Genomic DNA, 22444 nt, shown 5'->3' with positions numbered 1-22444 from the left:
GCATACCGCAAGCGGCGCTCGCGCGCCGCGCGACATCAGAAGCGGTGGATCAGGCCGACGCCGACGCCGATCTGGTTCTGCTTCGAACCTGCGCCCACGCCGTCGCCGATCGACGTCGTGGCCACCTGGACGCCGCCAGTCTTGCTCAGCGTGTTGCCGCTGGCGTGCTGGTAAGCCTCGACCGCGTACAGGCCCGTGCGCTTCGACAGGCTGTAGTACTGCGACAGCGTGACCTGGTGGTACTTGGCCGAGCTCGTGATGCCGTTCGACTGCGTTGCCGCCGTGTACGAGTAGCCCGCCGCGAAGTCCCACTGAGCCGCTGCCTTCCAGTGCAGCACGGCGCCAGCCGTGTTGAAGATCGCCGTGTTGCGGAACGACGAACCGACGCCCGGCGTGTACTGGACGTTCGAGTACGACGCCGAAATATCCCATGCCGGCGTGAACTGGTAGCCCGCCGTCACGGCGACACGTTGCTGCGATTGCGCGGTCGCGTAGCCGTTGTTGATCGACGAGACTGCCGGCTGGTTGCCGTCGCCCGTTGCCGTCAGGCCGTTCTGGACCGTCGAGTTCGCGCCCCACACGCCGCCACCCAGCGTCGCGTTGTTGACCTTCTGGTAGCCGACCGCGATGCCTGCCGGGCCGTTCAGGTACTGGATCGCCGCGCTCCACGTCGAGCCGCGGTTCGTCGCGCCTGCCACGCCGCCGAACGAGTACGAACCGCCGACCGTGAAGCCGTAGAACTTCGGCGACATGTAGACGAGCGAGTTGTTCGCGCGGTAGCTGGTATCCAGCGAATCGATATCGCCCGGGTGCGCGCCGTAATAGCCGGTCAGCCAGGTCGTCGGGCTGTACGGCGACAGCAGCGTGTAGTACGCGGTGTACTGGCGGCCGGCCGTCAGCGTACCGTACGTGGCGTTGGTCATCCCGACCCATGCCTGACGCGTGAAGATGCCGTTGGTCCACTGCGACGAGCCGTTAGCCGTATTGACGCCGGCTTCCAACTGGAAAATCGCCTTCGTGCCGCCGCCGAGATCTTCGCTGCCCTTCAGGCCGAAGCGGCTGCCTGCCCGCACGCCGGTGGACATTTGCACCTTCGAGTGACCACCCGAGACCGCGCCGGTGCTCGACGAGTTGTTCTGCCAAGCGATACCGTTGTCGACGATACCGTACAGGGTCACGCTGCTCTGGGCGTGGGCGGCGGTAGCGGCTGCAAGGCCCACTGCCGTCATGGCGAAAGCGACGCGCTTTTTCATTGATTCTCCGTCCTCAAAGAATGATTTCTTTTCTGGTGTGGTTTTATGACTGACACATGTGCGAGTACATGCCGACGCGATTCTGACGGATTACCAATCGTTTCCCAACATGTGCAGTCGGTCATCGTATGATCGACGCAACGCGCGGGTTCACCAAGCGGTTACATAACACCTGAAAACGCTTACGCGGTGGGCCTTTCCGGCATTTCCCGGTGAAAACCCTAGCTTTACATTTTTACTGGTGCAACACGACCGTCCGATGTTGTCAGACGCCTTCGGCAAAAAATCATCTTACAAATGCGCGATCGCAGCTGACGCCGCGATTCACGCCGCCGCGCAGGATCGCTGACGTTCATGACACCCATGTTTCGCGAAACGAAATCATGAAAACGTTTCAGTTCGTGTGGGGAAAATCGGACAGGACGGGCCCGGCGAACGCGGGCCGAAGGAGATGCCGGCGCGCCGCGCCGGCGCGTGTCAGCGTGATGCCGGGCCGGCGAGCCGCGCGGCCACCGCGTCCGCCAGCGCGGTCGTGCGCGCCCGGATCGCCGCGTTCGAGCCGACCAGCGCGAGCGACGACGCCATGATCCGGTAGATGCGCTTTCTCGGCACCTTGGCCGGCTTGGCCGGATCGAGCCAGGCATCGTGGCCGGCCAGCAGCTCGAGCGTTTCGAGGCCGATCATGATCGGCCACAGGCACGCGAGCCGCAGCCGCACGAAACGGCGCGGGATCGCGAGTGTGTACCGGCAGGCGTCGCGATACTGGTCGAGCGTCACGCGCAACAGGTCGACCAGCACGCCGCGCGCGCGCGCCGACGCGTCCGGTTGCATCAGGTCGGCCACGCTCAGCCCGTGCGCGCCCAGCACGTCGTCCGGCAGATAGCAGCGGCCGATGCGCAGGTCCTTCGCGCAGTCGCGCAGGATGTTGGTCATCTGCAGCGCCTTGCCGAACCGGATGCCCTTCCCGCGCATGTCCGGCAGGTCCCAGCTGCGCGCGGCGCGCGTGTGCGCGCCCGTCATGTCGGTCCAGAACTCGCCGACGCAGCCGGCGACGAGGTACGTGTAGCGGTCGAGCGCGTCGCGCGTCGGCAGCGACGCGACCTGCCCCGACTGCTCGTCGGGGAACGTGCGCAGATCGAATTCCATCCCCGACGTGAGCGTCGCGACGACCTTGCGGATCGACGCGCGATCCGCATCCGGCTGCGCGCGCAACAGCGCGAGCATCGGCGCCATCGAGCCGAGCAGCACATGCTCGTGCGAATCGGTCTGCATCCGCGTCACGTCCTCGAGCGCGCGCGACAACGCCACGCCGTCGCCGAGGCGCTCGATCTCGTCGCGCAGGCCGGTCAGCAGCGCCGCACGACGATCGGGCGCAACGAGCGCGGTGTCGGCGATCGTGTCGGCCGCGCGCGCGAGCAGGTACGCGAGGCCGACCGGGTCGCGCATGCCGTCGGGCAGCACGCGCAGCGTCAGGTAGAAGGAGCGGGAAACGTTCTTCAGCAGGTCGCCGAGCAGGAAGGCGGAATCGGTTCGAGTCGTCATGGGTCGGGGAAAATCGGCCGGCGCGGGCCCCGGACGCCCACGGGCGCCGGGCGCCCGCGCCGGCCGCGAGTCGCCGCATCGTCGCGTCAGGCGGGCGTCCGCCCCGGCGCGGCGATGCAAAATTCCCGCAAGTTTAGTGCATCCGGCGCGCGGGCCGCCGGCGGCGGCCGGATCGCGGCGCCCGCCAGGCCATCGTCGACGCCCCCGCCACGCGCATCGCGACCTGAAAAAGCAGAATGGAAAGGTCGAAGTAATACATATGTAATTATTCGGTGCGACGATCGCGCACCGTTCGATCCCGTGCGGCACGGCCCCCTGCCGCGCCGACGGACCGACCGCCCCTTTTCCGACTCCCGTTTCGAAGGTTCATCGACATGCTCTTCAAGCGCCCGACCTCTCCGCGCTACGTCCCGTTCGCCTGTGCCGCCGCGTTCCTGCTCGCCGCGTGCGGCGGCGACGATCTGACGCGCGATCCCGCCCAGCCGATTTCCGCGAAGGTCCAGGTGGTCGGCCATCGCGGCGCGAGCGCGCTGCGCCCCGAACACACGCTGGCGTCGTACCGCAAGGCGATCGAGGACGGCGCGGACGTGATCGAGCCCGACCTCGTGTCGACGCGCGACGGCGTGCTCGTCGCGCGCCACGAGAACGAGATCTCGGGCACGACGAACGTGTCCGCGCTGCCGCAGTTCGCGAGCCGCAAGGCGACCAAGACGATCGACGGCGCGCAGCTGACCGGCTGGTTCACCGAGGATTTCACGCTCGCCGAACTGAAGACGCTGCGCGCACGCGAGCGCATTCCGCAGGTGCGCCCCGCGAACACCGCGTACAACGACCAGTTCGAAATCCCGACGTTCGACGAGATCGTCGCGCTCGCGAAGCAGATGTCCGCGCAGACCGGCCGCACGATCCACCTGTATCCGGAAACCAAGCATCCCACCTACTTCCAGTCGATCAACCTGTCGCTCGAGGACCGTCTCGTCGACGCGCTGCTGAAGGATACCTATACGTCGCGCACGGCGACCGTCTACATCCAGTCGTTCGAGGTCGCGAACCTGAAGACGATCCGCAACCGGATCAAGTCGACCCAGCCGAACTGGAAGCTCGTGCAGCTGATGGACGAAGCCGGCCAGCGCCCGTACGACTTCGTGAAGGCGAACGACAAGCGCACCTACGGCGACCTGTCGACGCGCGACGGCATGCGCGAGATCGCAACCTATGCGAACGGCGTGGGGCCGTACAAGACGTCGATCATCGCGGTCGCCGCGGACGGCACGCTGCAGCAGCCGACACCGTACGTGCGCGACGCGCACGAGGCCGGCCTCGTCGTGCATCCGTACACGTTCCGCCCGGAGAACAACTTCCTGCCCGCGTCGCTGAAGGATGGCGGCACGCCGGCCACGCGCAACACGGCGGGCTCGGTGCGCGAGATCCAGGCGTACCTGCGCGCGGGTATCGACGGCTTCTTCACCGACGATCCGGCCGTCGGCCGCACGGCCGTCGATACGTTCAAGCGCTGACACGCGCGAACCGGGCGCGGCGCGCCCGGTCGCACCGTATCGGTCAGATCACGTTGAAGTGGTGCGTGCCGCCCCGCTTCAACTGGTCGACCAGCCCGTATTCCCAGTCGAGATACGCCTGCATCGCGGCGGCCGCATTGTCGGTGCCTTCGTACGGGCGCCGGTAGCGGTCGACGCGCGGCGACGCGAGACGCGTCTCGCCGCTTTCGAGCGGCAGTCCGGCGTCGATCCACGCGGCCGTGCCGCCGGTCAGCACCGAGATGCCGGCCGACGCCGGCAGCAGCGCACGCGCATCGTCCGCCGCGAACCGCGCCAGCAGGCTCGATCCGCACGTGAACACATAGCGCTTCGCCGGCGGGATCGCGGCAAGCGCGTCACGCAACTGCGCACGCACGGCGAACCACGCGCCCGGAACATGGCGCTTCACGTAATTCGCGCTGGCCGTCACGTCGACGATCGCGAGTTCGCCGGGCGCCGCTTCCTTCAGCCAGCCCGCGAGCGTCGCGGGCGACACCTCGGTCGCGGGCGGCGTCGCCGGCACGTCGCGCGGCGGCTGGCCGCGCTCGCCGAACGCCGCCGCGCCGGCCGGTTCCACGACGCGCACGTCCCAGCCCATCTGCGCGAGCCACGACGCGGTCATGTCCGCGCGCACGCCGTCGTCGTCGGCGAGCACGATCCGCGCGCCGCGCACGGCCGCGTGATGATCGGTCTCCTGCACGAGCTGGCCGCCCGGCGTGCTCAGGAAGCCCGGCAGGTGGCCGGCCTCGTATTCCTCCGGCGTGCGCACGTCGAAGCGGTACAGCGTGCGGCCCGGCTCGTCGAGCGCCGCGACGTCGGCCAGCGCGATCCGCGGCACGCCGGCGCGTTCGGCCACCGCCCGGGCGGCCTGGCGCGCTTGCGCGCGCTGCGTCGCGTCGATCTCGTCCGGAAAGCGGCGCGCCGCGCCATGCTCGAGCGTCTGGCCGGCCAGCGTCCAGCCGATCGTGCCGTTGCGCAGTGCCGCGACCGGATTCGGCAGCCCCGCGTTGACGAGCGACTGCGTGCCGATGATGCTGCGCGTGCGGCCCGCGCAGTTGACGATCACCTGCGTCGCCGGATCCGGCGCGAGCGCGCGCACGCGCAGCACGAGCTCCGCGCCCGGCACGCTCGTCGACGTCGGGATGGTCATCGTCTGGTATTCGTCGAACCGGCGCGCGTCGACGATCACGACGTCGGCCTTCGCATCGATCAGCGCCTGCACCTCCTGCGCCGAAAGCGACGGCGTATGACGCTCGGCCTCGACCCATTCGCCGAACGACTTGCTCGGCACGTTCACGTCGATGAACTGTTCGCCGCCCGCGGCCAGCCAGCCGGCGAGACCGCCGTCGAGCAACCGCACGTCGGTGTAGCCGAGCTGCGCGAGCTTCTCGGCCGCGCGCGGCGCGAGATCCTCGCCGCCCGCTTCGCCGAACACGACGATCGGCGTGTCGCGGCGCGGAATCCGCGTCCACGCGTCGAGTTCGAGTTTCGACAGCGGAAAATTGGCGGCCCACAGCGGATGGCCCCGCGCGTACGGATCTTCCTCGCGTACGTCGATCAGCGCGAGCTCGTCGCGGGCCAGCAGCCGCGCGCGCACCTCCTGGTACGACGCGACGGGAAAACGGGAAAGGGAATCGGCGGATTGCGTCACGATGTCTCTGAAAACGTTAAAGTCGGTGAAAAAAGCGAAACGGGTCGATTCTGGTGCTGCCGGCGCATGCTCGCAACGGGCCGCGCCGACGGGCTCCGCGTCAGGCATTCGAATAGCCCGACACGAAAGGCTTCACGGTGCCGTCGTCCAGGAACACGGCACGCTCGACCTTGCCGATGTTCGCGCCGTACACGTGGATGCTGATCGACACGCGATCGGCGAACGCGTTGGTCACGCGATGCACGTCGCCGATGCGCGGCGACACGGCTTCGACCTCGCCCGGCGCCAGCCGCACGGCGTCGCCGGCCGGCACCGGCTTGCCTGCCGCGTCGAACCGGTAAGGCTGCGAGAACTCGCCGCCGCGCAGCATCCCGATCAGCCCCCACACCGTGTGGTTGTGGATCGGCGTCGTCTGGCCGGGCCCCCACACGAAGCTGACGACCGAGAACCGCTCGTCCGGGTCGAGATGCAGCAGGTATTGCCGATAGCGCTCGGGATCGGGCTGCGCGAACGCGTCGGGCAACCAGTCGTCGTGTTCGACGAGCGCGGCGAGCAGCGCGCCGCCCTCGTCGAGAATGCGCGCCTCGTTCGCGCCGGACGCGAGCAGCGTGCCCAGACCGTCGACGAACGGACGCAGCGGCGTCTGCTGCAACGAAAGCGTACTCATCGGCCGTCTCCTCGAATATGATGCCGAATATGATGGATCGTCATGATGCACCCGAAAGACCATGCAGAACAAACATGAAAATTAGCGATATCGATGCTTTTGCAGCGGTCGTCCGCTGCCAGACCCTGAGCCAGGCCGCGGCCGAGCTCGGGATGACGCAGCCCGCGATCACGCGGCGCGTCCAGAATCTCGAGGAAGCGCTCGGCGTGACCCTGCTCGACCGCAATACGAAGCCGCCGCGCCCGACCGACATCGGCCAGCGGGTCTTCGAGCAGTGTCGCGCGATCCTGCGCGAGGTCGATGCGCTGCGCGAGCTGACGGCCGGCGAGCAGCCGCCCGCCGGCGAATTCCGGATCGGGCTCACGCAGGGACTCGGCGAACTGATGCTGCCCGTCCTGATCGCCGAACTCGCCGCGCAGTGGCCGGCGCTCGCGACCCAGGTCGCGACGGCCTGGGGCGGCGCGCTCGTCGAGCGCGTCGCGCGCCGCGAACTCGACGCGGCGCTCGTGTTCCTCGCACGCGAGATGGTGCTGCCGGCGCACGTCGAGGGTGAACGGCTGCTGGCCACGCGGCTCGTCGCGGTCGGCCGCAAGGGCGACTGGCCGCGCCGCAGCTACCGGCTCGCCGATTGCCACGCGCGCGGCTGGGTGCTCAATCCCGACGGCTGCGGCTTTCGCGCGGGGCTGCGGCGCGCGCTCGACGCGCAGGGCCTGCCGATGCCGGTCACGCTCGACGCCTACGGCCGCGACCTGCAACTGCAGAGCGTCGCGAACGGCTTCGGTATCGGGCTGATGCCGCTGCCGCTCGTCGAAGGCAGCCCGTTGCGCGACGCGCTCGACATCGTGCCGCTCGCCGATTTCAAGCCGCAGATCGATCTGTGGCTGCTGCGCCGGCACGATGCGGCCCGCTTCGACGCGCCGCTCGCGGCCGTTGCCGCGCATGCGCGCACGGCGTTCGCGGTACCCGAGCAGTCGCACGGCAAGGCCGCTTGACCGGACGGGGCGGCGCCTGCTGCGCGCCGCCCGGCTTCCCTGCGCGGCAACCCTGCCGCGCTCACGCATCGGGTCGACCGCGTTCGGCGTCGTCGCGTGGCGCTGCGCCCGCCCCGGCCGTCGTGTCGCTCGCGCTCGCCGCGTCGAGCGCTGCCCGCCCCGCCGCCACCGCGATCGCGTCGTCCTGCGGCGTATGCACGCGGCTGCACAGCACGTCGCGATAGTGGCGTTCGAGCGGATTGGCGCGGCTCAGCCCATGATTGCCCGACAGCTTCAACGCCTGCTCGACCGTGCGGATCGCGTGCTCGGTCACGGTTCGCTTGACGAGGCCGCTCGTCGTGACCGACGGCGCATTGCCCGCATCGGTGCGCGCGACGAGATCGTCGAGCAGCACGCGGTTCGTGTGCAGCCAGCCCTCGATTTCGCCGACCGCTTCCTGCACGCGCGGCAACGTCGCGAGCGGCGCACCGAGCCCGCTCGGCGCACGCGTCGTCGCGAATTCGACCAGCCAGTCGCGCGACGCCCGCGCGACCGCGTCGTACAGGCTGCCGAGCAGCACGACCATCCACGCCTGCTGGTCGGCCTGCGCGTCGGCATCCGCATGGGTCGCGGCCGACACGGCCCACTCTCCCGGTGCACGCACGTCGACCGCGTGATCGGCCGGCAGCCGCACGTCGTCGAAGACGACTTCGTGGCTGCCCGATGCGCGCAAGCCGAGGTGGTTCCAGCTTTCGATCACGCGGATGCGCTCGCCATCGGCGTCACGGTCGCGCGGCACGAGGAACACGCCGACGCGCGGCTCCCGTTCGTCGGTGCGCGCCCACACGGCCAGCCAGCGCAGTGCCGGAATGCCGGTGCTGTAGAGCTTGTGGCCGGACAGCCGCCAGCCGTCGCCGTCGCGGCGCGCGATCGTGGCCGGCAGCCCGCCGCGCGACGGCGATCCGAGCGCCGGCTCGACGCGCAGCGCGTTGATCAGCGCGCCGTGCGCAACCGCGCTGTCGAACACCGCGCGCCGCACCGGGGCCGGCCAGCGGTTGTCGGCGCGGCCGAGCGCGCGATGCTGCAGATAGGTCATCGTCAGCACCAGCGCGGTCGCCGGATCGGCCCGCGCGACGGCGGCCACGATCCGGCTCGCCTGCGCGAGCGTCGCACCGGCGCCGCCATGCTCGCGCGGCACGACCTGCGCGATCAGCCCCGCGCGATGCAGCCGCGCGAAGTTCTCGTGCGGAAAACGGCCGTCGGCGTCGTTGCGGGCCGCATCGGCGGCCAGGTCGGGCGCGAGGCGGTCGAGCAGCGCGGCGACGCGTGCGTCGTTCGCATCGTCGGCCGGGTCGGCAGGCAGGAGACGCAGCGCAGGCTGCGGGGACGGCGAGGAAGCGGCAAGGCTGGCGGACATCGAGACGGATTCCCTGGGGAGTGCAAACACGGCGCCAACGCGCGCCCGATCATTCACGAGCCCACAGCGTATGCGTAACGCAATCCGGCCCAAACCATGCAAATCTGATATTCAAATCGGGATTGATTATTTCCGTTCCGCATGATCCCGGCGTTAACCTGCGCTCCATTCCTGCCCGGCCGTGCGCCGGGACATCCCCGCACCGGAGACCCAGATGAGCGTCGAATTCATCGGCATGATCCAGAGCCAGAAGCAATCGGAAATCCACCCGGCGTCCGGCCCCGTGGTCGATCCCGACTACGTGCGCGACTTCGCGCGCGCCCACGAAACGGCCGGCTTCGACCGGATCCTCGTGCCGCATCATTCGACCGGCCCGTCGGCGACGCTGACGATCGCGTTCGCCGCGGCCGCGACCGAGCGCATCCACTTCATGCTCGCGCATCGTCCGGGCTTCACCGCGCCGACGCTCGCCGCGCGGCAGATCGCGACGCTCGACCAGTTCAGCCGCGGCCGGCTCGCCGTGCACTTCATCTCCGGCGGCTCGGACAGCGAGCAGCAGCGCGACGGCGATTTCCTCGACCATGACGCGCGTTATGCACGCACCGACGAATACCTCGGCATCCTGCGGCGGATCTGGACCGAAGCGCAGCCGTTCGATCACGACGGCGCGCACTACCGGTTCACGCAGGGTTTTTCGGAAGTGAAGCCGTTCCAGCAGCCGCATGTGCCGATCTACTTCGGCGGCGCGTCGGAAGCCGCGCTCGCGGTGGCCGGCAAGCACGCGGACGTCTATGCGCTGTGGGGCGAGTCGCTCGACCAGGTGCGCGACCTGACCACCCGCGTGCGCGCCGAAGCCGCGAAGCACGGCCGGCAGGTGCGCTTCTCGGTGTCGTTCCGCCCGATCCTCGCCGCGACCGAAGACGAAGCGTGGGCGCGCGCGCACCGCATCCTCGACGAAACGCGCCGCCTGCGCGAAGCGGCCGGCCTCGGCGCCGGCGGCCCGCAGCAGAGTGAAGGCGCGCGCCGCCTGCTTGCCGCGGCCGATCGCGGCTCGCGCGTCGACAAGCGGCTGTGGACCGAGATCGCGAAGCTCACCGGCGCGCGCTCGAACTCGACGGCGCTCGTCGGCACACCCGAGCAGGTCGCCGATGCGCTGCTCGACTACTACGACCTCGGCGTGACGACCTTCCTGATCCGCGGCTTCGACCCGCTGGAAGACGCGATCGACTACGGCCGCGAACTGATTCCGCGCGTGCGCGGCGCCGTCGCCGCCCGCGACGCCGCACGTCGCGCCGCCTGAGCCCAACGGAGCGATACCTCATCATGTCCGCCGTCCTGTCCTCGCCCGTGCGCACCGCATCGGGCCTCGAACTCGCCGAAGCGCCGCGCCAGCATTTCTGGTTCGACCCGACCGCGCCGCGCATCGACGTCGCCGCCGAGCGCCGCCACCGGCAGGAGCGGCTCGCGGCCGCGTTCCGCCTGTTCGCGCGCTTCGGTTTCGCGTCGGGCCTCGCCGGCCACATCACCGCGCGCGATCCGGAGTTGCCCGATCACTTCTGGGTGAACCCGCTCGGCGTGCATTTCTCGCAGATCAAGGTGTCCGACCTGCTGCTCGTGAATGCCCGCGGCGAGACCGCGATCGGCACGCGGCCGCTGAACAAGGCCGCATTCGCGATCCATGCGGCGATCCACGAAGCCCATCCGCACGTCGTCGCCGCGGCGCACACGCACTCGACCTACGGCAAGGCGTGGTCGACACTCGGCCGTCCGCTCGATCCGCTCACGCAGGACGCATGCGTGTTCTACGAGGATCACGCGCTGTTCGGCGATTTCACGGGGATGGTCGTCGATACCAGCGAAGGCGCACGGATCGCCGATGCGCTCGCGAAACCGGACGGCAGCACGCACAAGGGCGTGATCCTGAAGAACCACGGGATCCTGACGGCCGGCCCGACGGTCGAGGCCGCCGCATGGTGGTACATCGCGCTCGACAACGTCGCGCACACGCAGTTGCTGGCGGAAGCGGCCGGCACGCCGCAGCCGATCGATCACGCCACCGCGCGCCACACGCACGGCCAGATCGGCGGCCCCGACGGTGCGCTGCATGCGTTCGACAGCCTGTTCGCGCGCGTCCTCGCCGACGAACCCGACCTGCTCGACTGAGCGCCTTTCCGCAAGACCGGAGACCAGACGATGACCCACACCACCGCACCCGCGCCCGCCGGCGCGCACGACGACAAACGCCGCCGGCTGCTGCGCGCGGCCGGCGCCGCCGCGCTCGCCGCGCCGGCGATCACGCTCGGCCGCAAGGCATGGTCCGCGCCGCCGCTGAAGAAGCTCACGTTCGCGTGGAACCAGAACGCGTTCTGCCTGACGCCGATCGTCGTCGCGCAGGAGCGCGGCTTCTTCGAGAAAAACGGCCTGAAGGTCGAGCTGATCAACTACAGCGGCTCGACCGACCAGCTGCTCGAATCGATCGCGACCGGCAAGGCCGATGCGGCGGTCGGGATGATCCACCGCTGGCTCAAGCCGCTCGAAGCCGGCTTCGACGTGAAGATCATCGGCAGTTCGCACGGCGGTTGCGTGCGGCTGCTCGGCGCGAAGGCGGCCGGCGTCACGACGCTGCAGGCGCTGAAGGGCAAGACGGTCGGCGTCAGCGATCTGGCCGCGCCCGGCAAGCACTTCTTCTCGATCCTGCTCGCGAAGAACGGGATCGATCCCGAGCGCGACATCACGTGGCGGCAGTATCCGGCCGACCTGCTCGGCGTCGCGGTCGACAAGGGCGAGATTCACGCGATCGCCGACGGCGACCCGAACCTCTATCTGCTCGAGAAGCGCAGCAACGGCGCGTACACGGAACTCGCGACGAACCTGTCCGGCGAATACGCGCGCAAGGTGTGCTGCGTGATCGGCGCGCGCGGCGATCTCGTCCGCAACGACCGGCCGTCGGCCGCCGCACTCGCGCGCTCGATCGTGCAGGCCACCGAATACACGCACGACAACCCGAACGAAGCCGCGAAGGTGTTCGCGAAATACTCGCCGAAGATCGACCCCGAGGATCTGCGCAAGCTGTACGCGACGCTCACCTATACGCATCACCCGACCAACGTCGACCTGCAGCAGGAGATCGCATTCTATGCGGACGACTTCCGCCGCATCAGCGTGCTGAAGAAGAGCACGGACCCGCAGCGCTTCGCGCAGCAGGTCTACGCCAACGTACTGGGGTAACGCGATGTCGACGATCGAACACGCTTCCGCCGCCCGCACTGCGCCGGCACCTGCCGGCGGCAGTGCCGCCCCGTCCGCGCGCGTCGCCTGCACGGCCTGCGAAGCCACGCAGGCCGCCGAAACGCGCCGCGCGCGCCTCTGGCCGACCGGGATCGTCGCCGCATTCGCGTGGGCCGCGCTCGGCGCGCTCACGCAACTGTGGCCGAACCGCATCGTCGGCTTCAGCGACTGGGCGTACACCGACACGTTCGGCACGGCCGCGTGGACGATCGCCGCACTGCTGCTGGCCGCCGCGACGCTCGGCCATCTCGTCCCCGCCACGCGCACGCGGCTCGCCCGCGTACGCCCGGCCGGGCCGTGGCTCGTCGCGTTGCCGCTCGTGCTCGCCGCGTGGGAGATCGTCACCGCGAAAACCGGCTGGCTGCCGACGCCGTTCTTCGCGCCGCCGCAGGCGCTGATCGAGGTCTACGTCGACGACTGGCCGCGACTCGCGGGCAGCGCCGGCAATACGCTGAGGCTGCTCGCGCTCGGGTTTGCGTACGGCGTCGCGGTCGGCTTCGCGGTGGGCGTGTCGATCGGCTGGTCGCGCCGGATCGGCTACTGGGTGCATCCGGTGCTGCGCGTGCTCGGCCCCGTGCCGGCCACCGCGCTGCTGCCCCTCACGTTCTACTTCTTCCCGTCGAGCTATTCGGCCGCCGCGTTCCTGATCGCGCTCGCCACCGGCTTCCCGGTCGCGGTGCTCACGTGGTCGGGCGTCGCGAGCGTCAACAAGCAGTACTACGACGTCGCGCGCACGCTCGGCGCGAACGCGCGCTTCCTCGTGCTGCGCGTCGCGATTCCGGCCGCGCTGCCGCACGTGTTCGTCGGCATCTTCATGGGGCTGAGCGCGTCGTTCACGGTGCTGGTCGTCGCGGAAATGATGGGCGTGAAGTCGGGGCTCGGCTGGTACCTGAGCTGGGCGCAGGGCTGGGCGTCGTACGTGAACATGTATGCGGCGCTGATCGTGATGGCGCTGCTGTTTTCCGGGCTGATCGCGCTGCTGTTCGCGGTGCGCGACCGCGTGCTCGCGTGGCAGAAAGGAACCGTCAAATGGTAAGCGCCGCCGTGCTGGACTCCCCCGTTGCCGCCGCACCCGCCGTCACCGCGCCACGCGGCGCGCGCATCGACATTCGCCGCGTGAGCCATGCGTTCGACGGGCCCGGCGGTGCGCTGCCGGTGCTCGACGACGTCACGCTGTCGGTCGCGGCCGGCGAATTCGTCGCGCTGCTCGGCCCGAGCGGTTGCGGAAAATCGACGCTGCTGCGCCTCGTCGCGGGGCTCGACGCGGCACGGCAAGGCGGCATCGCGCAGGACGGCGTGCCGATCGAGCGCCCCGATCCGTCGCGCATCGTCGTGTTCCAGGATCCGACGCTGTACCCGTGGCGGCGCGTGCGCGCGAACGTCGCACTCGGCCTCGAAGCGCGCGGCGTGGCGCGCACCGCGCAGCATCGCGTCGACGATGCGCTCGCGCGCGTCGGGCTGCAGGACTTCGCGAACGTGTTCCCGCATCAGCTGTCCGGCGGGATGGCGCAACGCGTCGCGCTCGCCCGCGCGCTCGTCAACGATCCGCGCCTGCTGATTCTCGACGAGCCGCTCGGCAAGCTCGATTCGCTGACGCGGCTCACGATGCAGGCCGAGCTGACCGCGCTGTGGCAACGCGACGGTTTCTCCGCGCTGCTCGTCACGCACGACGTCGAGGAAGCGCTGTTCCTCGCGCAGCGCGTGATCGTGTTCGGTCCCCGCCCGGCACGGATCGTCGCCGAATTGCACGTCGACCTGCCCTACCCGCGCCATCGCGGCGACCCGCGCCTCGCCGAATTGCGCCACGACGCGCTGCGGCATCTCGGACTCGACGCGAGCTGGTAGATGCCGGGTGCCGTTCGACGTCCGGTCGCTGCCCGGCTCTGGCGCGTGCGATGAACGCACCGCTCTTCTCCGACTGGGCGATCGCGTTCCTGCAACTGCTGTATCGCGCGCAAATCGCGCTGGCACGTGTGCTGCACGCGCTCGGCCTGACGGCGGACGCGGACGGTCAGGGCGCGTGGCCATGGGCGCACCGTATCGCGCTCGAAACGCTGCGCATCGATGCCGGACTGACGCGGCAACTCGCGTTCGCGTGCGCAGCGACGGCACTGGCGGTCGTGCTCGCCTGCATCGCGCTCGTTTCGCGCAGGCGGCGTGTCGCCTCCGCGCTCGCCGCGCTGGCCGTCGCGTGGTTCGCGCCGTGGCCGCCTTCGTCGCTGTGGCTCGCGCCGGCCGTGCCGACGAGCTTCCAGCGCGATCCCGCGCCGTTTTCCGTATCGAGCGTGATGCGCGGCGCGCACCTGTATGCGCAACACTGCGCCGCGTGCCATGGCGCGGACGGCCGTGGCGAAGGGCCGCTCGCGGCCACGCTCGCGCACTGGCCGCCGACCTTTGCCGGCACGCTGCTCGCGCGGCGCCTCGACGGCGAACTGTTCTGGCGCGTGCGGCACGGCACACGCGACGAGCACGGCGCGTCGACGATGCCCGGGTTCGCCGCGACACTCGGCCCGCAGGACACGTGGGCCGTGCTCGACTACCTGAAGGCGCTGGCCGCGGGCAGCGGCGCGCAGGCGGAAGGCGCATGGCCGGTGCCCGTCCCGCTGCCGGCGCTCGACGTGCGCTGCGGCGACGCCGCGCCGCAACCGCTCGATCGCTGGCGCGAAGGCCAGCGCGTGCGGATCGTCGCGCTCGCGCCGGGCGCGACGCCGCCGCCGGAAGACGCGCGCTGGCAAACCTTGCTCGTCACCGAACGCGGCGCGTCCGTCGCGGCGCCCTCGATCGGCACGCGCGCGAACTGCGTCGCGACGACGCCCGATACGTGGCGCGCGTTCGCCACGATTGCCGGCATCGCGCCCGATGCGCTCGGCGGCACGCAACTGCTCGCCGATCGCCGAGGCTGGCTGCGGGCGCGCGCGTTGCCGGGCAGCGCCGGCTGGTCGGATGCCGACCTGCTGTGCCGCTCGAGTGCGGCGGCACGACCGACCGTGCCGGCCGCCGGCGGCGACGCGCTGACCGCACTGCTGCTGCGCGTCGACACCGAACCCGTGCGCGACGTGCAGGCCGGGCTCCCGCATTGAATCCCTGAACCCGTTCTTCCAACCGAACTCCACGATGAATCCGACCCGACGCCATTTCCTCGCACAGGCGAGCGCCCTCGCCACGATCGCCGCGGCGCCTGCCGCACTGCGCGCGCAATCGGGCGCACGGCCGCTGCTGCGCGCCGGCGACCAGAAAGGCGGGCTGCGCGCGCTGCTCGAAGCGGCCGGCGAACTGAACGGCCTCGCGTACGACATCGCGTGGACCGAATTCCCGGCCGCCGCGCCGCTCGCCGAAGCCCTGAACGCGGCGGCCGTCGACTGCGGCCCGATCGGCGACGCGCCGGTGATCTTCGCGCTCGCGTCGGGCGCCCGCATCAAGGTGATCGGCGCGAACCGTTCCGATCCGTACGGCACGGCCGTGCTCGTGCAACCCGACGCGGCGCTGAAAGGCGCGGCCGACCTGAAGGGCAAGCGCATCGGCACCACGCGCGGCTCGATCGGCCATTTCGTCACGCTGAAGGCGCTCGACGCGGCCGGCCTGCCGCCCGATGCGGTGTCGTTCCGCTTCCTGCCGCCGGCCGACACGATGCTGGCGCTCGCCACCGGTTCGATCGACGCATGGGCGACCTGGGAGCCCTACACGGCGCTCGCCGAAACGAGCGGCCGCGCACGCGTGCTGGTCAACGGCCGCGGGCTGTGGTCGGGCCTCAGCTATCTCGCGGCGACCGACGCGGCGATCGCGTCGAAGCGCGACGTGCTGCACGATTTCCTGCGGCGCGTCGTGCGCGCGCAGACGTGGTCGTACCGGCACGTCGACGCGTATTCGGCGGCGCTCGCGCGCATCATCGGCATTCCGCCGGCCGCCGCGAAGCTGCAGTTCGAGCGCCGCAACACGCGCTGGCTGCCGATCGACGCGACGGTGATCGCCGAACAGCAGCGCACGGCCGACTTCTACCTGAAGGCCGGGCTGCTGCGCCAGCCGCTCGACGTGCGCACGACGTTCGATACGGGCTTTCCGCTCGCCTGAACGGCCGCGCGGCAGCGTGCAACGGCCCAAACGGCTTCGGCACGATCTGGCACAATCGCGATTCGACCATCCCGCGTTCAGCCAGCGTCATGCCAGCCATCACCGAACTCTTCGTCTATCCGATCAAATCCTGCGCCGGCATCGCGCTGACGCGTGCGCAACTGCTCGAAACGGGCCTCGCGTACGACCGCCACTGGCTGATCACCGATCCCGACGGGCAGATGATCACGCAGCGCACGCACCCGCGCCTCGCGCTGATCCGCACGGCATTCGACAACGACGCGCTCGTGCTGAACGCGCCGGGCATGCCGGAAATCCGCACGCCGCTCGACGGCGACGCTTCGCCCGCGACGCCCGGGATGGCGGCGACCGTCTGGCGCGACACCGTCGACGCGATCGACACGGGCGCCGACACGGCCGCGTGGCTCACCGAATACCTCGGTACGCCGACGAAGCTCGCGCGCTTCGGGCCCGACGCGCGCCGCGGCTGCAACCGCAAATGGACCGGCGAGATCGAAACGCACACGCAGTTCGCGGACGGCTATCCGCTGCTCGTGATCGGGCAGTCGTCGCTCGACGACCTGAACGCGCGGCTCGCCGCGAAAGGCGCGCCGGCGATTCCGATGAACCGCTTCCGCCCGAACATCGTCGTGTCGGATCTCGACGCGTACGAGGAGGATTTCGTCGAACACCTCGACGCCGACGGCGACACGCCGGTGCGGCTGCGCCTCGTGAAGCTGTGCACGCGCTGCCCGATGCCGACGATCGACCAGGCCACCGGCGCGCCCGACCCCGCCTGGCCGCACGAGCCGACCGACACGCTGCAGACCTATCGCGCGAACCCGAACCACGACGACGCGCTGACGTTCGGCATCAATGCGATCGTCGTCGAAGGCGCCGGTGCGTGGCTCGAAATCGGCCAGCCGGTCGAAGCGGAGATCGGGTTCGGCGACTGAGCCGGACCACCGCCCTTTCCCGTCCCGCCTCCTCACGCGCGATCACGCGGCGCGCGGCACCGCCTCGGTCGCCGCCGCCGGTAGCCGGATCGTCACGATCAGTCCGCCGCCGGCCGCATCGGCCAGCGTCACGCTGCCCTGATGCACGCGTGCGATCTCCCGCACGATCGACAACCCGAGCCCCGTTCCCTCGACCGTCTGCGTCTTGCTGCCGCGATGGAAACGCTCGAACACCGCGTCGCGCTCGTCCGCCGGGATGCCCGGCCCGTTGTCGATCACGTCGAGCCGCGCGTGCTCGCCGTCGCGCGACACGCGCACCGTGATCACCGCGTGGTCGCCCGCATAGCGGATCGCGTTGTCGATCAGGTTGCCGACCATCTCGCCGAGCAGATCGGGCTGCCCGAGCACGTCGACATCGGCCTCGTGCTCGAAGCCGAGATCGATGTCGCGCGCCCGGGCGACCGGCGACCAGTCGAGCGTCACGCTGCGCGCGAGCCGGTGCAGTTCGACCGGCTTGTGCGCGATCGCATGGCCGCTGTCCGAATCGAGCCGCGACAGCGACAGCAGTTGCTGGACGATCTTCGCGGCCTGCCGCACCGCGCCGTTCGCACGCCGCAGGTGCCCGTTCGCGCGCGGCTGCTCGTCGGGCCGCAGCGCGAGTTCGACGCCGGCCTGCACGGCCGCGAGCGGCGTCTTCAGCTGATGGGCCGCATCGGCGAAGAAGCGGCGCCGCGCAACCTGCATCCGCTGCGTGCGGCCGATGTACTGGTTGATCGAATCGACGAGCGGCGTGAGCTCGCTCGGCATCGCACCGGTATCGAGCGGCGTCGTGTCGTCCTCGCTGCGCGCGGCCACGGTGGCCGACAGCCGGTTCAGCGGCCGCAGCCCGCGCCCGACGCCGAGCCACACGATCCCGAGCGCGAGCACGACGAGCAGCCCCTCCTGCAGCAGCGACCCGACCAGGATCTCGCGCGCGAGCGCCTGGCGCGCCTCGATCGTCTCGCCGACCATCACCCACACGATGCGCGACTGCGCGGTCGGCACGTCGTGCACCGGGATGCGCAGCGCGGCCATCCGCAACTGCTCGCCGCGATACACGACGTCGTAGTAACGCGTGACGAACAGTTCGCCGTCGCCCGCGTCGCGTCCCTGCGGCAGCGGCAGGTCCGGGTAGCCGGTGATCGTGTGGCCGTTGTCCTCGCGGATCAGGTAGTAGATCTTGCCGCCGTCGCTCGATTCGAGCATTTCGAGCGCGAGATACGGCAGGTCGACCTCGATCTCGCCGTCGTTGAGCCGCACGCCTTCGCGGATCGACTTCAGCGACGACGACAGCGTACGGTCGAATGCGACGTGCGCGGCGTTCATCGCGCGCTGGTACGTGAGCCACGAGTCGAGCGCGAGCAGCCCGAGCAGCGGCAGCAGCAGCCACAGCGCGACCTGCGTGCGCAGGTTCGGGCGAATCATTCGTCGTTCTCCGCCTTCGCTTCGAGCAGATAACCGAGCCCGCGCAGCGTGACGATCGCGACACCCGTGTTCTCCAGCTTCTTGCGCAACCGGTACACGTAGATTTCGATCGCATCGGCATTGACCGACTCGTCGAGCCCGAAGATCTTCTCCGACAGCGTGTCCTTGTTGATCGCGCGGCCGTTGCGCAGGATCAGCACCTCGAGCACCGAGCGCTCGCGCGGCGTGAGCGACAGCGGCTCGCCCGCGAGATGGAAGCTGCGATCGATGCTGTCGTACGAAAGCGGCCCGCATGCCACGAGCGAATGCTCGTGGCCGAGGCTGCGCCGGATCAGCGCGCGGGCGCGCGCCTCCAGCTCGGTCAGCTCGAACGGCTTCGCGAGATAGTCGTCGGCGCCGAGATCGAGCCCCTTCACGCGGTCCTCGACCGACCCGTGCGCGGTGAGGATCAGCACCGGCACCGGGTTGCGGCGCGCGCGCAGCCGCCGCAGCACCTCCAGCCCGTCGAGCTTCGGCAGCCCGAGATCGAGGATCACCAGCGCGTAATCCTGCGTGCGCAGCACGTGGTCCGCCGCCTCGCCGTCCGCCATGTGATCGACCGCGAAGCGCGCGGCGCTCAGCGCATCGCTCAGCGACTGGGCCAGGTTCGGATTGTCTTCGACGAGCAGCACGCGCATGGGGATTCCGGTAAGGTCAGCGACAGGCCGCTACATTACATGATCCTTTCCATGTCGACGCCTCGCGGAAACACGGGTTGCGCGGGGGCCGCCAAGCCGCCGCGCGCGCCGCCGGCGGCCGCCGCTCAGCGTTCCGCCGCGGGATGACCGGGCGCCGCGAAGCGCGCATCGCCGGCCGCGCGCCGCTCGCGAAAGCCGACGACCACCGCGACGAACGCGACGCTCGCGCCGGCCGTCACGACGATCATCGGGTGCGCGGTGCCGTCCGACAGCCACGCCAGCACGCCGCCGCACGCGGCCGTGATCGCCATCTGGATAAAGAAGAACAGCCCCGATGCGGTGCCGGCGATCTGCGTATACGGCTGCATCACCGCGAACTGGCACGCCGGAATCGCGATCCCGACCGCGATCATCACGACGAACATCGGCACGACCAGCGCGGCCACCGACATCGGGGCGAGCGCGCCGCCGGCCCACAGCATGGCGGCGCCGGCCAGATTCACGGCGGCCGCCGCCGCGATGACCGAATCGGCTTGCCAGCGCCCGCCGGTCCGCGCGAACGCGCTCGAGCCGATCAGGTAGCCGAACACGGTCACGCCGAAGATCGCCGCATAGACCGGGCCGGACACGCCGATCTGCCGCTGGAACAGCGTCGACGATTCCGCGATGAACGGGTAGTACGTGCAGTAAACGAAGCTGATCGCGAGCGAGTAGCGCAGGAAACGTCGCTCGCGCAGCAGGCCGGCGTAGGTCCGCAGGAGCCCGGGGCCCGGCGCCGGCCGCGCGGCCTGTTCGCGCGTCTCGGGCAGCACGCGCAGCACCATCGCGGTCGCGACCAGCCCGCCCGCCGCGAGCCATCCGAACACGCCGCGCCAGCCGAGCCACGCGGCGATCGCGCTGCCGGCCAGCGGCGCGACCACCGGCGACAGCGCCATGCCGGCCGAGATATGGCCGAGCATCGTGGCCTGCGTCGCGGCCGGAAAGCGCTCGCGCACGATGACGCGGCCGATCACCGTGCCGGTGCAGCCGCCGAGCGCCTGAAAGATGCGCGCGACGATGAGGGCCGCGACGCCGCTCGACAGCGCGCACGCCACGCTCGCGACGACGTACACGCACAGACCGCCGAGCAGCACGGGACGGCGCCCGTAACGGTCGGACAACGGCCCCGACACCAGCATCGACAGCGCATAGCCGACCATGTAGAGGGTGAGCGTGAGCTGCAATTGGGCGTCGGTGCCGTGCAGCGCGTCCGCCATCGCGGGCAGCGACGGCAGGTATGCATCGATCGTGACGCGCGGCAGGCACACGACGAGCATCAACAGGAACAACCAGCCCCGCTGGGGCAATGAGCGTGTCTTCATGCGGCAAGTCCGTTTCCGGTCCGAGGAGAAAGGGTCGACAGCAATCTAAGGGGAAAGTGATATAAGCTGAAGGACCATTAAATCGACCACCGACTGGACCACTATGCCGCGAGGCAAAGCCGCGATTCCGCTCGATCTGCCGCGCCCTTCCGGGCTGTCGGCCGGCAGCCCGTCGTCGAAGCAGGAATGCATTGCCGACACGATTCGCGACGCGATCCTGAAGCGCCTGCTGCCTGCCGACAGCCCGCTGCCGTCCAGCCGGACGCTGGCCGTGCGCTGGGACATCGCGCGCGGCACCGTCGAAGCGGCGTACGACATCCTGTGCGCCGAGGGCTACATCGCCCGCACGCGAGGGTCCGGCACGCGCGTCTGCGCGGTGGTGCCGGACAGCTATCTGCGCGCGGCCGCGCAGCCTCGTCCCGGCAACGCACACCGCGAGCCGGCAGGCGGCCCGGACGAGTCCGAATCCGAACACGGCGTGCGCCCGGGCGTCCCGTTCGTCGCGCGGCTCGCCGATCCCGGCCTGATGCCGATGCAGCAATGGAAGAAGGCGCTCGGCGCGAGCCTGCTTGCCGCGACGGCCAACGAGCTCGGCGCGACGCCCGCGCAAGGCGTCGACAGCCTCCGCGACGAAATCGCCGCGTACCTGCGCGAATATCGCGGCATTCCGTGCGACGCCGGCGACATCTTCATCACGACCGGCATCCGCCATTCGATCGACCTCGTCGCGCGCACGGTGCTCGCGCCGGGCTCGACGGTGCTGATGGAAGATCCCGGCTACGTGTCGGCGTGGCAGATCTTCACGATCGCGGGCGCGACCGTGATCGACGTGCCGGTCGATCGGGAAGGCATCGACACGGCGTCGCTGCACCGGCATCCCGATGCGCGTGCCGTCTACGTGACGCCCGCGCATCAGGCACCGCTCGGCGTCACGATGTCGGTGTCGCGCCGGCTCGAACTGCTCGACTGGGCGCAGCGCGGCCGCGCGTGGATCGTCGAAGACGACTACGACGGCGAATTCAGCTACCAGACCGCCCCGCTGCCCGCGCTGAAATCGCTCGACGCGTGCGACCGCGTGATCTACTGCGGCTCGTTCAACAAGACGCTGTTCTCGGGGCTGCGCATCGGCTTCATGGTCGTACCGAAAGCGCTGCGGCCGGCGCTGTCGGCCGTGTGGCATGCGACCGCGCGCGCGGTCGGCGCAGCGCCGCAACTGGCGCTGGCCCGCTTCATCGCCAGCGGCGATTTCGCGAAGCACCTGCGCGCCGCGCGGCACGCGTACCGCCAGCGGCGCGACATCGTGCTCGAGCAGCTGGCGAAGCACGCCGGCGGACGGTTCGCGGTATCCGGCGAGCACGCGGGCTTTCATTTCGTGCTGTGGCTGCCGCCCGGGACGGACGACGCGACGGTTGTCGCCCGGGCCCGCGCGGCCGGCATCGCGTTGCAGCCGATCCGCGAATTCTGCCGAAGCGCCCGGCGTGAAGCGGGTGTCGTCGTCGGATATTCCGCGCTGACGGCCGCGCATGCACGGCATGGCGGCCGGATCCTCGGCCAGTTGCTGGCGGCCTCCGCCTAGCGGTCGTTGCGGGCGTTC

At 70.1% G+C, this 22444-nt stretch carries 19 protein-coding genes; 11 read left to right on the top strand and 8 right to left on the bottom strand.

The features are described 5' to 3' along the window. Positions 1-35 precede the first annotated feature (35 nt). Both HWX00_RS25420 and HWX00_RS25415 read right to left on the bottom strand, forming a co-directional pair. Positions 36-1253, bottom strand: coding sequence for a porin (locus HWX00_RS25420; RefSeq protein ID WP_175029362.1), 1218 nt, complete (start codon positions 1251-1253; stop codon positions 36-38). A 477-nt stretch (positions 1254-1730) separates the two neighbouring features. Next, the gene (locus tag HWX00_RS25415) at positions 1731-2795 is read right to left on the bottom strand and encodes a phytoene/squalene synthase family protein (RefSeq protein WP_175029363.1); all 1065 of its coding nucleotides are present in this window, start codon (positions 2793-2795) and stop codon (positions 1731-1733) included. Positions 2796-3169: 374 nt separating this feature from the next. Here HWX00_RS25415 and HWX00_RS25410 point away from each other — a divergent pair, with 374 nt between their 5' ends. Beyond that, positions 3170-4312, top strand: coding sequence for a glycerophosphodiester phosphodiesterase (locus tag HWX00_RS25410; protein ID WP_175029364.1), 1143 nt, complete (start codon positions 3170-3172; stop codon positions 4310-4312). 43 nt (positions 4313-4355) lie between these two features. On the opposite strand, the gene HWX00_RS25405 is transcribed toward HWX00_RS25410, so the two are convergent. Both HWX00_RS25405 and HWX00_RS25400 read right to left on the bottom strand, forming a co-directional pair. Then, positions 4356-5981 (bottom strand): rhodanese-related sulfurtransferase, encoded by a 1626-nt coding sequence (locus HWX00_RS25405; RefSeq protein WP_175868153.1) that lies wholly within the window; start codon positions 5979-5981, stop codon positions 4356-4358. A 100-nt stretch (positions 5982-6081) separates the two neighbouring features. Continuing rightward, positions 6082-6648, bottom strand: coding sequence for a cysteine dioxygenase family protein (locus HWX00_RS25400; RefSeq protein ID WP_034191515.1), 567 nt, complete (start codon positions 6646-6648; stop codon positions 6082-6084). Between the two features lie 17 nt (positions 6649-6665). On the opposite strand from HWX00_RS25400, the gene HWX00_RS25395 reads away from it, so the two are divergent. Then, a complete protein-coding gene (locus HWX00_RS25395) occupies positions 6666-7640 on the top strand; it encodes a LysR family transcriptional regulator (protein WP_175028662.1) in 975 nt (324 codons plus the stop codon). A gap of 61 nt (positions 7641-7701) precedes the next feature. Here HWX00_RS25395 and HWX00_RS25390 read toward each other — a convergent pair whose 3' ends face one another. Continuing rightward, positions 7702-9036 carry an acyl-CoA dehydrogenase family protein gene (locus HWX00_RS25390; RefSeq protein WP_175028661.1) on the bottom strand — a complete coding sequence of 445 codons (1335 nt, stop codon included), beginning with the start codon at positions 9034-9036 and terminating at the stop codon, positions 7702-7704. A gap of 214 nt (positions 9037-9250) precedes the next feature. Between HWX00_RS25390 and HWX00_RS25385 the strand changes: the two genes are divergently transcribed. The 8 genes from HWX00_RS25385 to HWX00_RS25350 all read left to right on the top strand — a co-directional run bounded on the left by HWX00_RS25385 (position 9251) and on the right by HWX00_RS25350 (position 17348). Beyond that, positions 9251-10336, top strand: a complete 1086-nt coding sequence (locus tag HWX00_RS25385; RefSeq protein WP_049032552.1) for an LLM class flavin-dependent oxidoreductase — start codon at positions 9251-9253, stop codon at positions 10334-10336. Positions 10337-10359: 23 nt separating this feature from the next. Then, positions 10360-11199, top strand: a complete 840-nt coding sequence (locus tag HWX00_RS25380) for a class II aldolase/adducin family protein (RefSeq protein WP_175028660.1) — start codon at positions 10360-10362, stop codon at positions 11197-11199. A gap of 30 nt (positions 11200-11229) precedes the next feature. Continuing rightward, the gene (locus HWX00_RS25375) at positions 11230-12264 is read left to right on the top strand and encodes an ABC transporter substrate-binding protein (RefSeq protein ID WP_034191520.1); all 1035 of its coding nucleotides are present in this window, start codon (positions 11230-11232) and stop codon (positions 12262-12264) included. A 4-nt stretch (positions 12265-12268) separates the two neighbouring features. After that, positions 12269-13360, top strand: coding sequence for an ABC transporter permease (locus tag HWX00_RS25370; RefSeq protein ID WP_175028659.1), 1092 nt, complete (start codon positions 12269-12271; stop codon positions 13358-13360). Then, positions 13354-14169, top strand: a complete 816-nt coding sequence (locus HWX00_RS25365) for an ABC transporter ATP-binding protein (RefSeq protein ID WP_175028658.1) — start codon at positions 13354-13356, stop codon at positions 14167-14169. The genes HWX00_RS25370 and HWX00_RS25365 overlap by 7 nt, the downstream gene beginning before the upstream one ends. Before the next feature lie 50 nt (positions 14170-14219). Then, positions 14220-15404, top strand: a complete 1185-nt coding sequence (locus HWX00_RS25360) for a c-type cytochrome (RefSeq protein ID WP_175028657.1) — start codon at positions 14220-14222, stop codon at positions 15402-15404. A gap of 34 nt (positions 15405-15438) precedes the next feature. Continuing rightward, positions 15439-16392 carry an ABC transporter substrate-binding protein gene (locus tag HWX00_RS25355; RefSeq protein WP_034191524.1) on the top strand — a complete coding sequence of 318 codons (954 nt, stop codon included), beginning with the start codon at positions 15439-15441 and terminating at the stop codon, positions 16390-16392. An 89-nt stretch (positions 16393-16481) separates the two neighbouring features. Next, positions 16482-17348 carry an MOSC domain-containing protein gene (locus tag HWX00_RS25350; protein WP_049029624.1) on the top strand — a complete coding sequence of 289 codons (867 nt, stop codon included), beginning with the start codon at positions 16482-16484 and terminating at the stop codon, positions 17346-17348. A gap of 42 nt (positions 17349-17390) precedes the next feature. On the opposite strand, the gene HWX00_RS25345 is transcribed toward HWX00_RS25350, so the two are convergent. The 3 genes from HWX00_RS25345 to HWX00_RS25335 all read right to left on the bottom strand — a co-directional run bounded on the left by HWX00_RS25345 (position 17391) and on the right by HWX00_RS25335 (position 20850). Next, positions 17391-18812, bottom strand: a complete 1422-nt coding sequence (locus HWX00_RS25345) for a sensor histidine kinase (protein ID WP_034191526.1) — start codon at positions 18810-18812, stop codon at positions 17391-17393. Beyond that, on the bottom strand, positions 18809-19489 hold the full coding sequence (locus HWX00_RS25340) for a response regulator (protein WP_069705315.1): 681 nt from the start codon (positions 19487-19489) through the stop codon (positions 18809-18811). The genes HWX00_RS25345 and HWX00_RS25340 overlap by 4 nt, the downstream gene beginning before the upstream one ends. Before the next feature lie 125 nt (positions 19490-19614). Then, positions 19615-20850, bottom strand: a complete 1236-nt coding sequence (locus HWX00_RS25335; RefSeq protein ID WP_175028656.1) for a multidrug effflux MFS transporter — start codon at positions 20848-20850, stop codon at positions 19615-19617. A 103-nt stretch (positions 20851-20953) separates the two neighbouring features. Between HWX00_RS25335 and pdxR the strand changes: the two genes are divergently transcribed. Continuing rightward, a complete protein-coding gene (gene pdxR, locus HWX00_RS25330) occupies positions 20954-22426 on the top strand; it encodes a MocR-like pyridoxine biosynthesis transcription factor PdxR (RefSeq protein ID WP_059556458.1) in 1473 nt (490 codons plus the stop codon). Positions 22427-22444 lie beyond the last annotated feature (18 nt).

It is taken from the genome of Burkholderia seminalis DSM 23518 (assembly GCF_902832885.1).
Taxonomy (GTDB): domain Bacteria; phylum Pseudomonadota; class Gammaproteobacteria; order Burkholderiales; family Burkholderiaceae; genus Burkholderia; species Burkholderia seminalis.
Note: the sequence above shows the minus strand (reverse complement) of the source record. Positions and strands in the feature narration are given on the sequence as shown.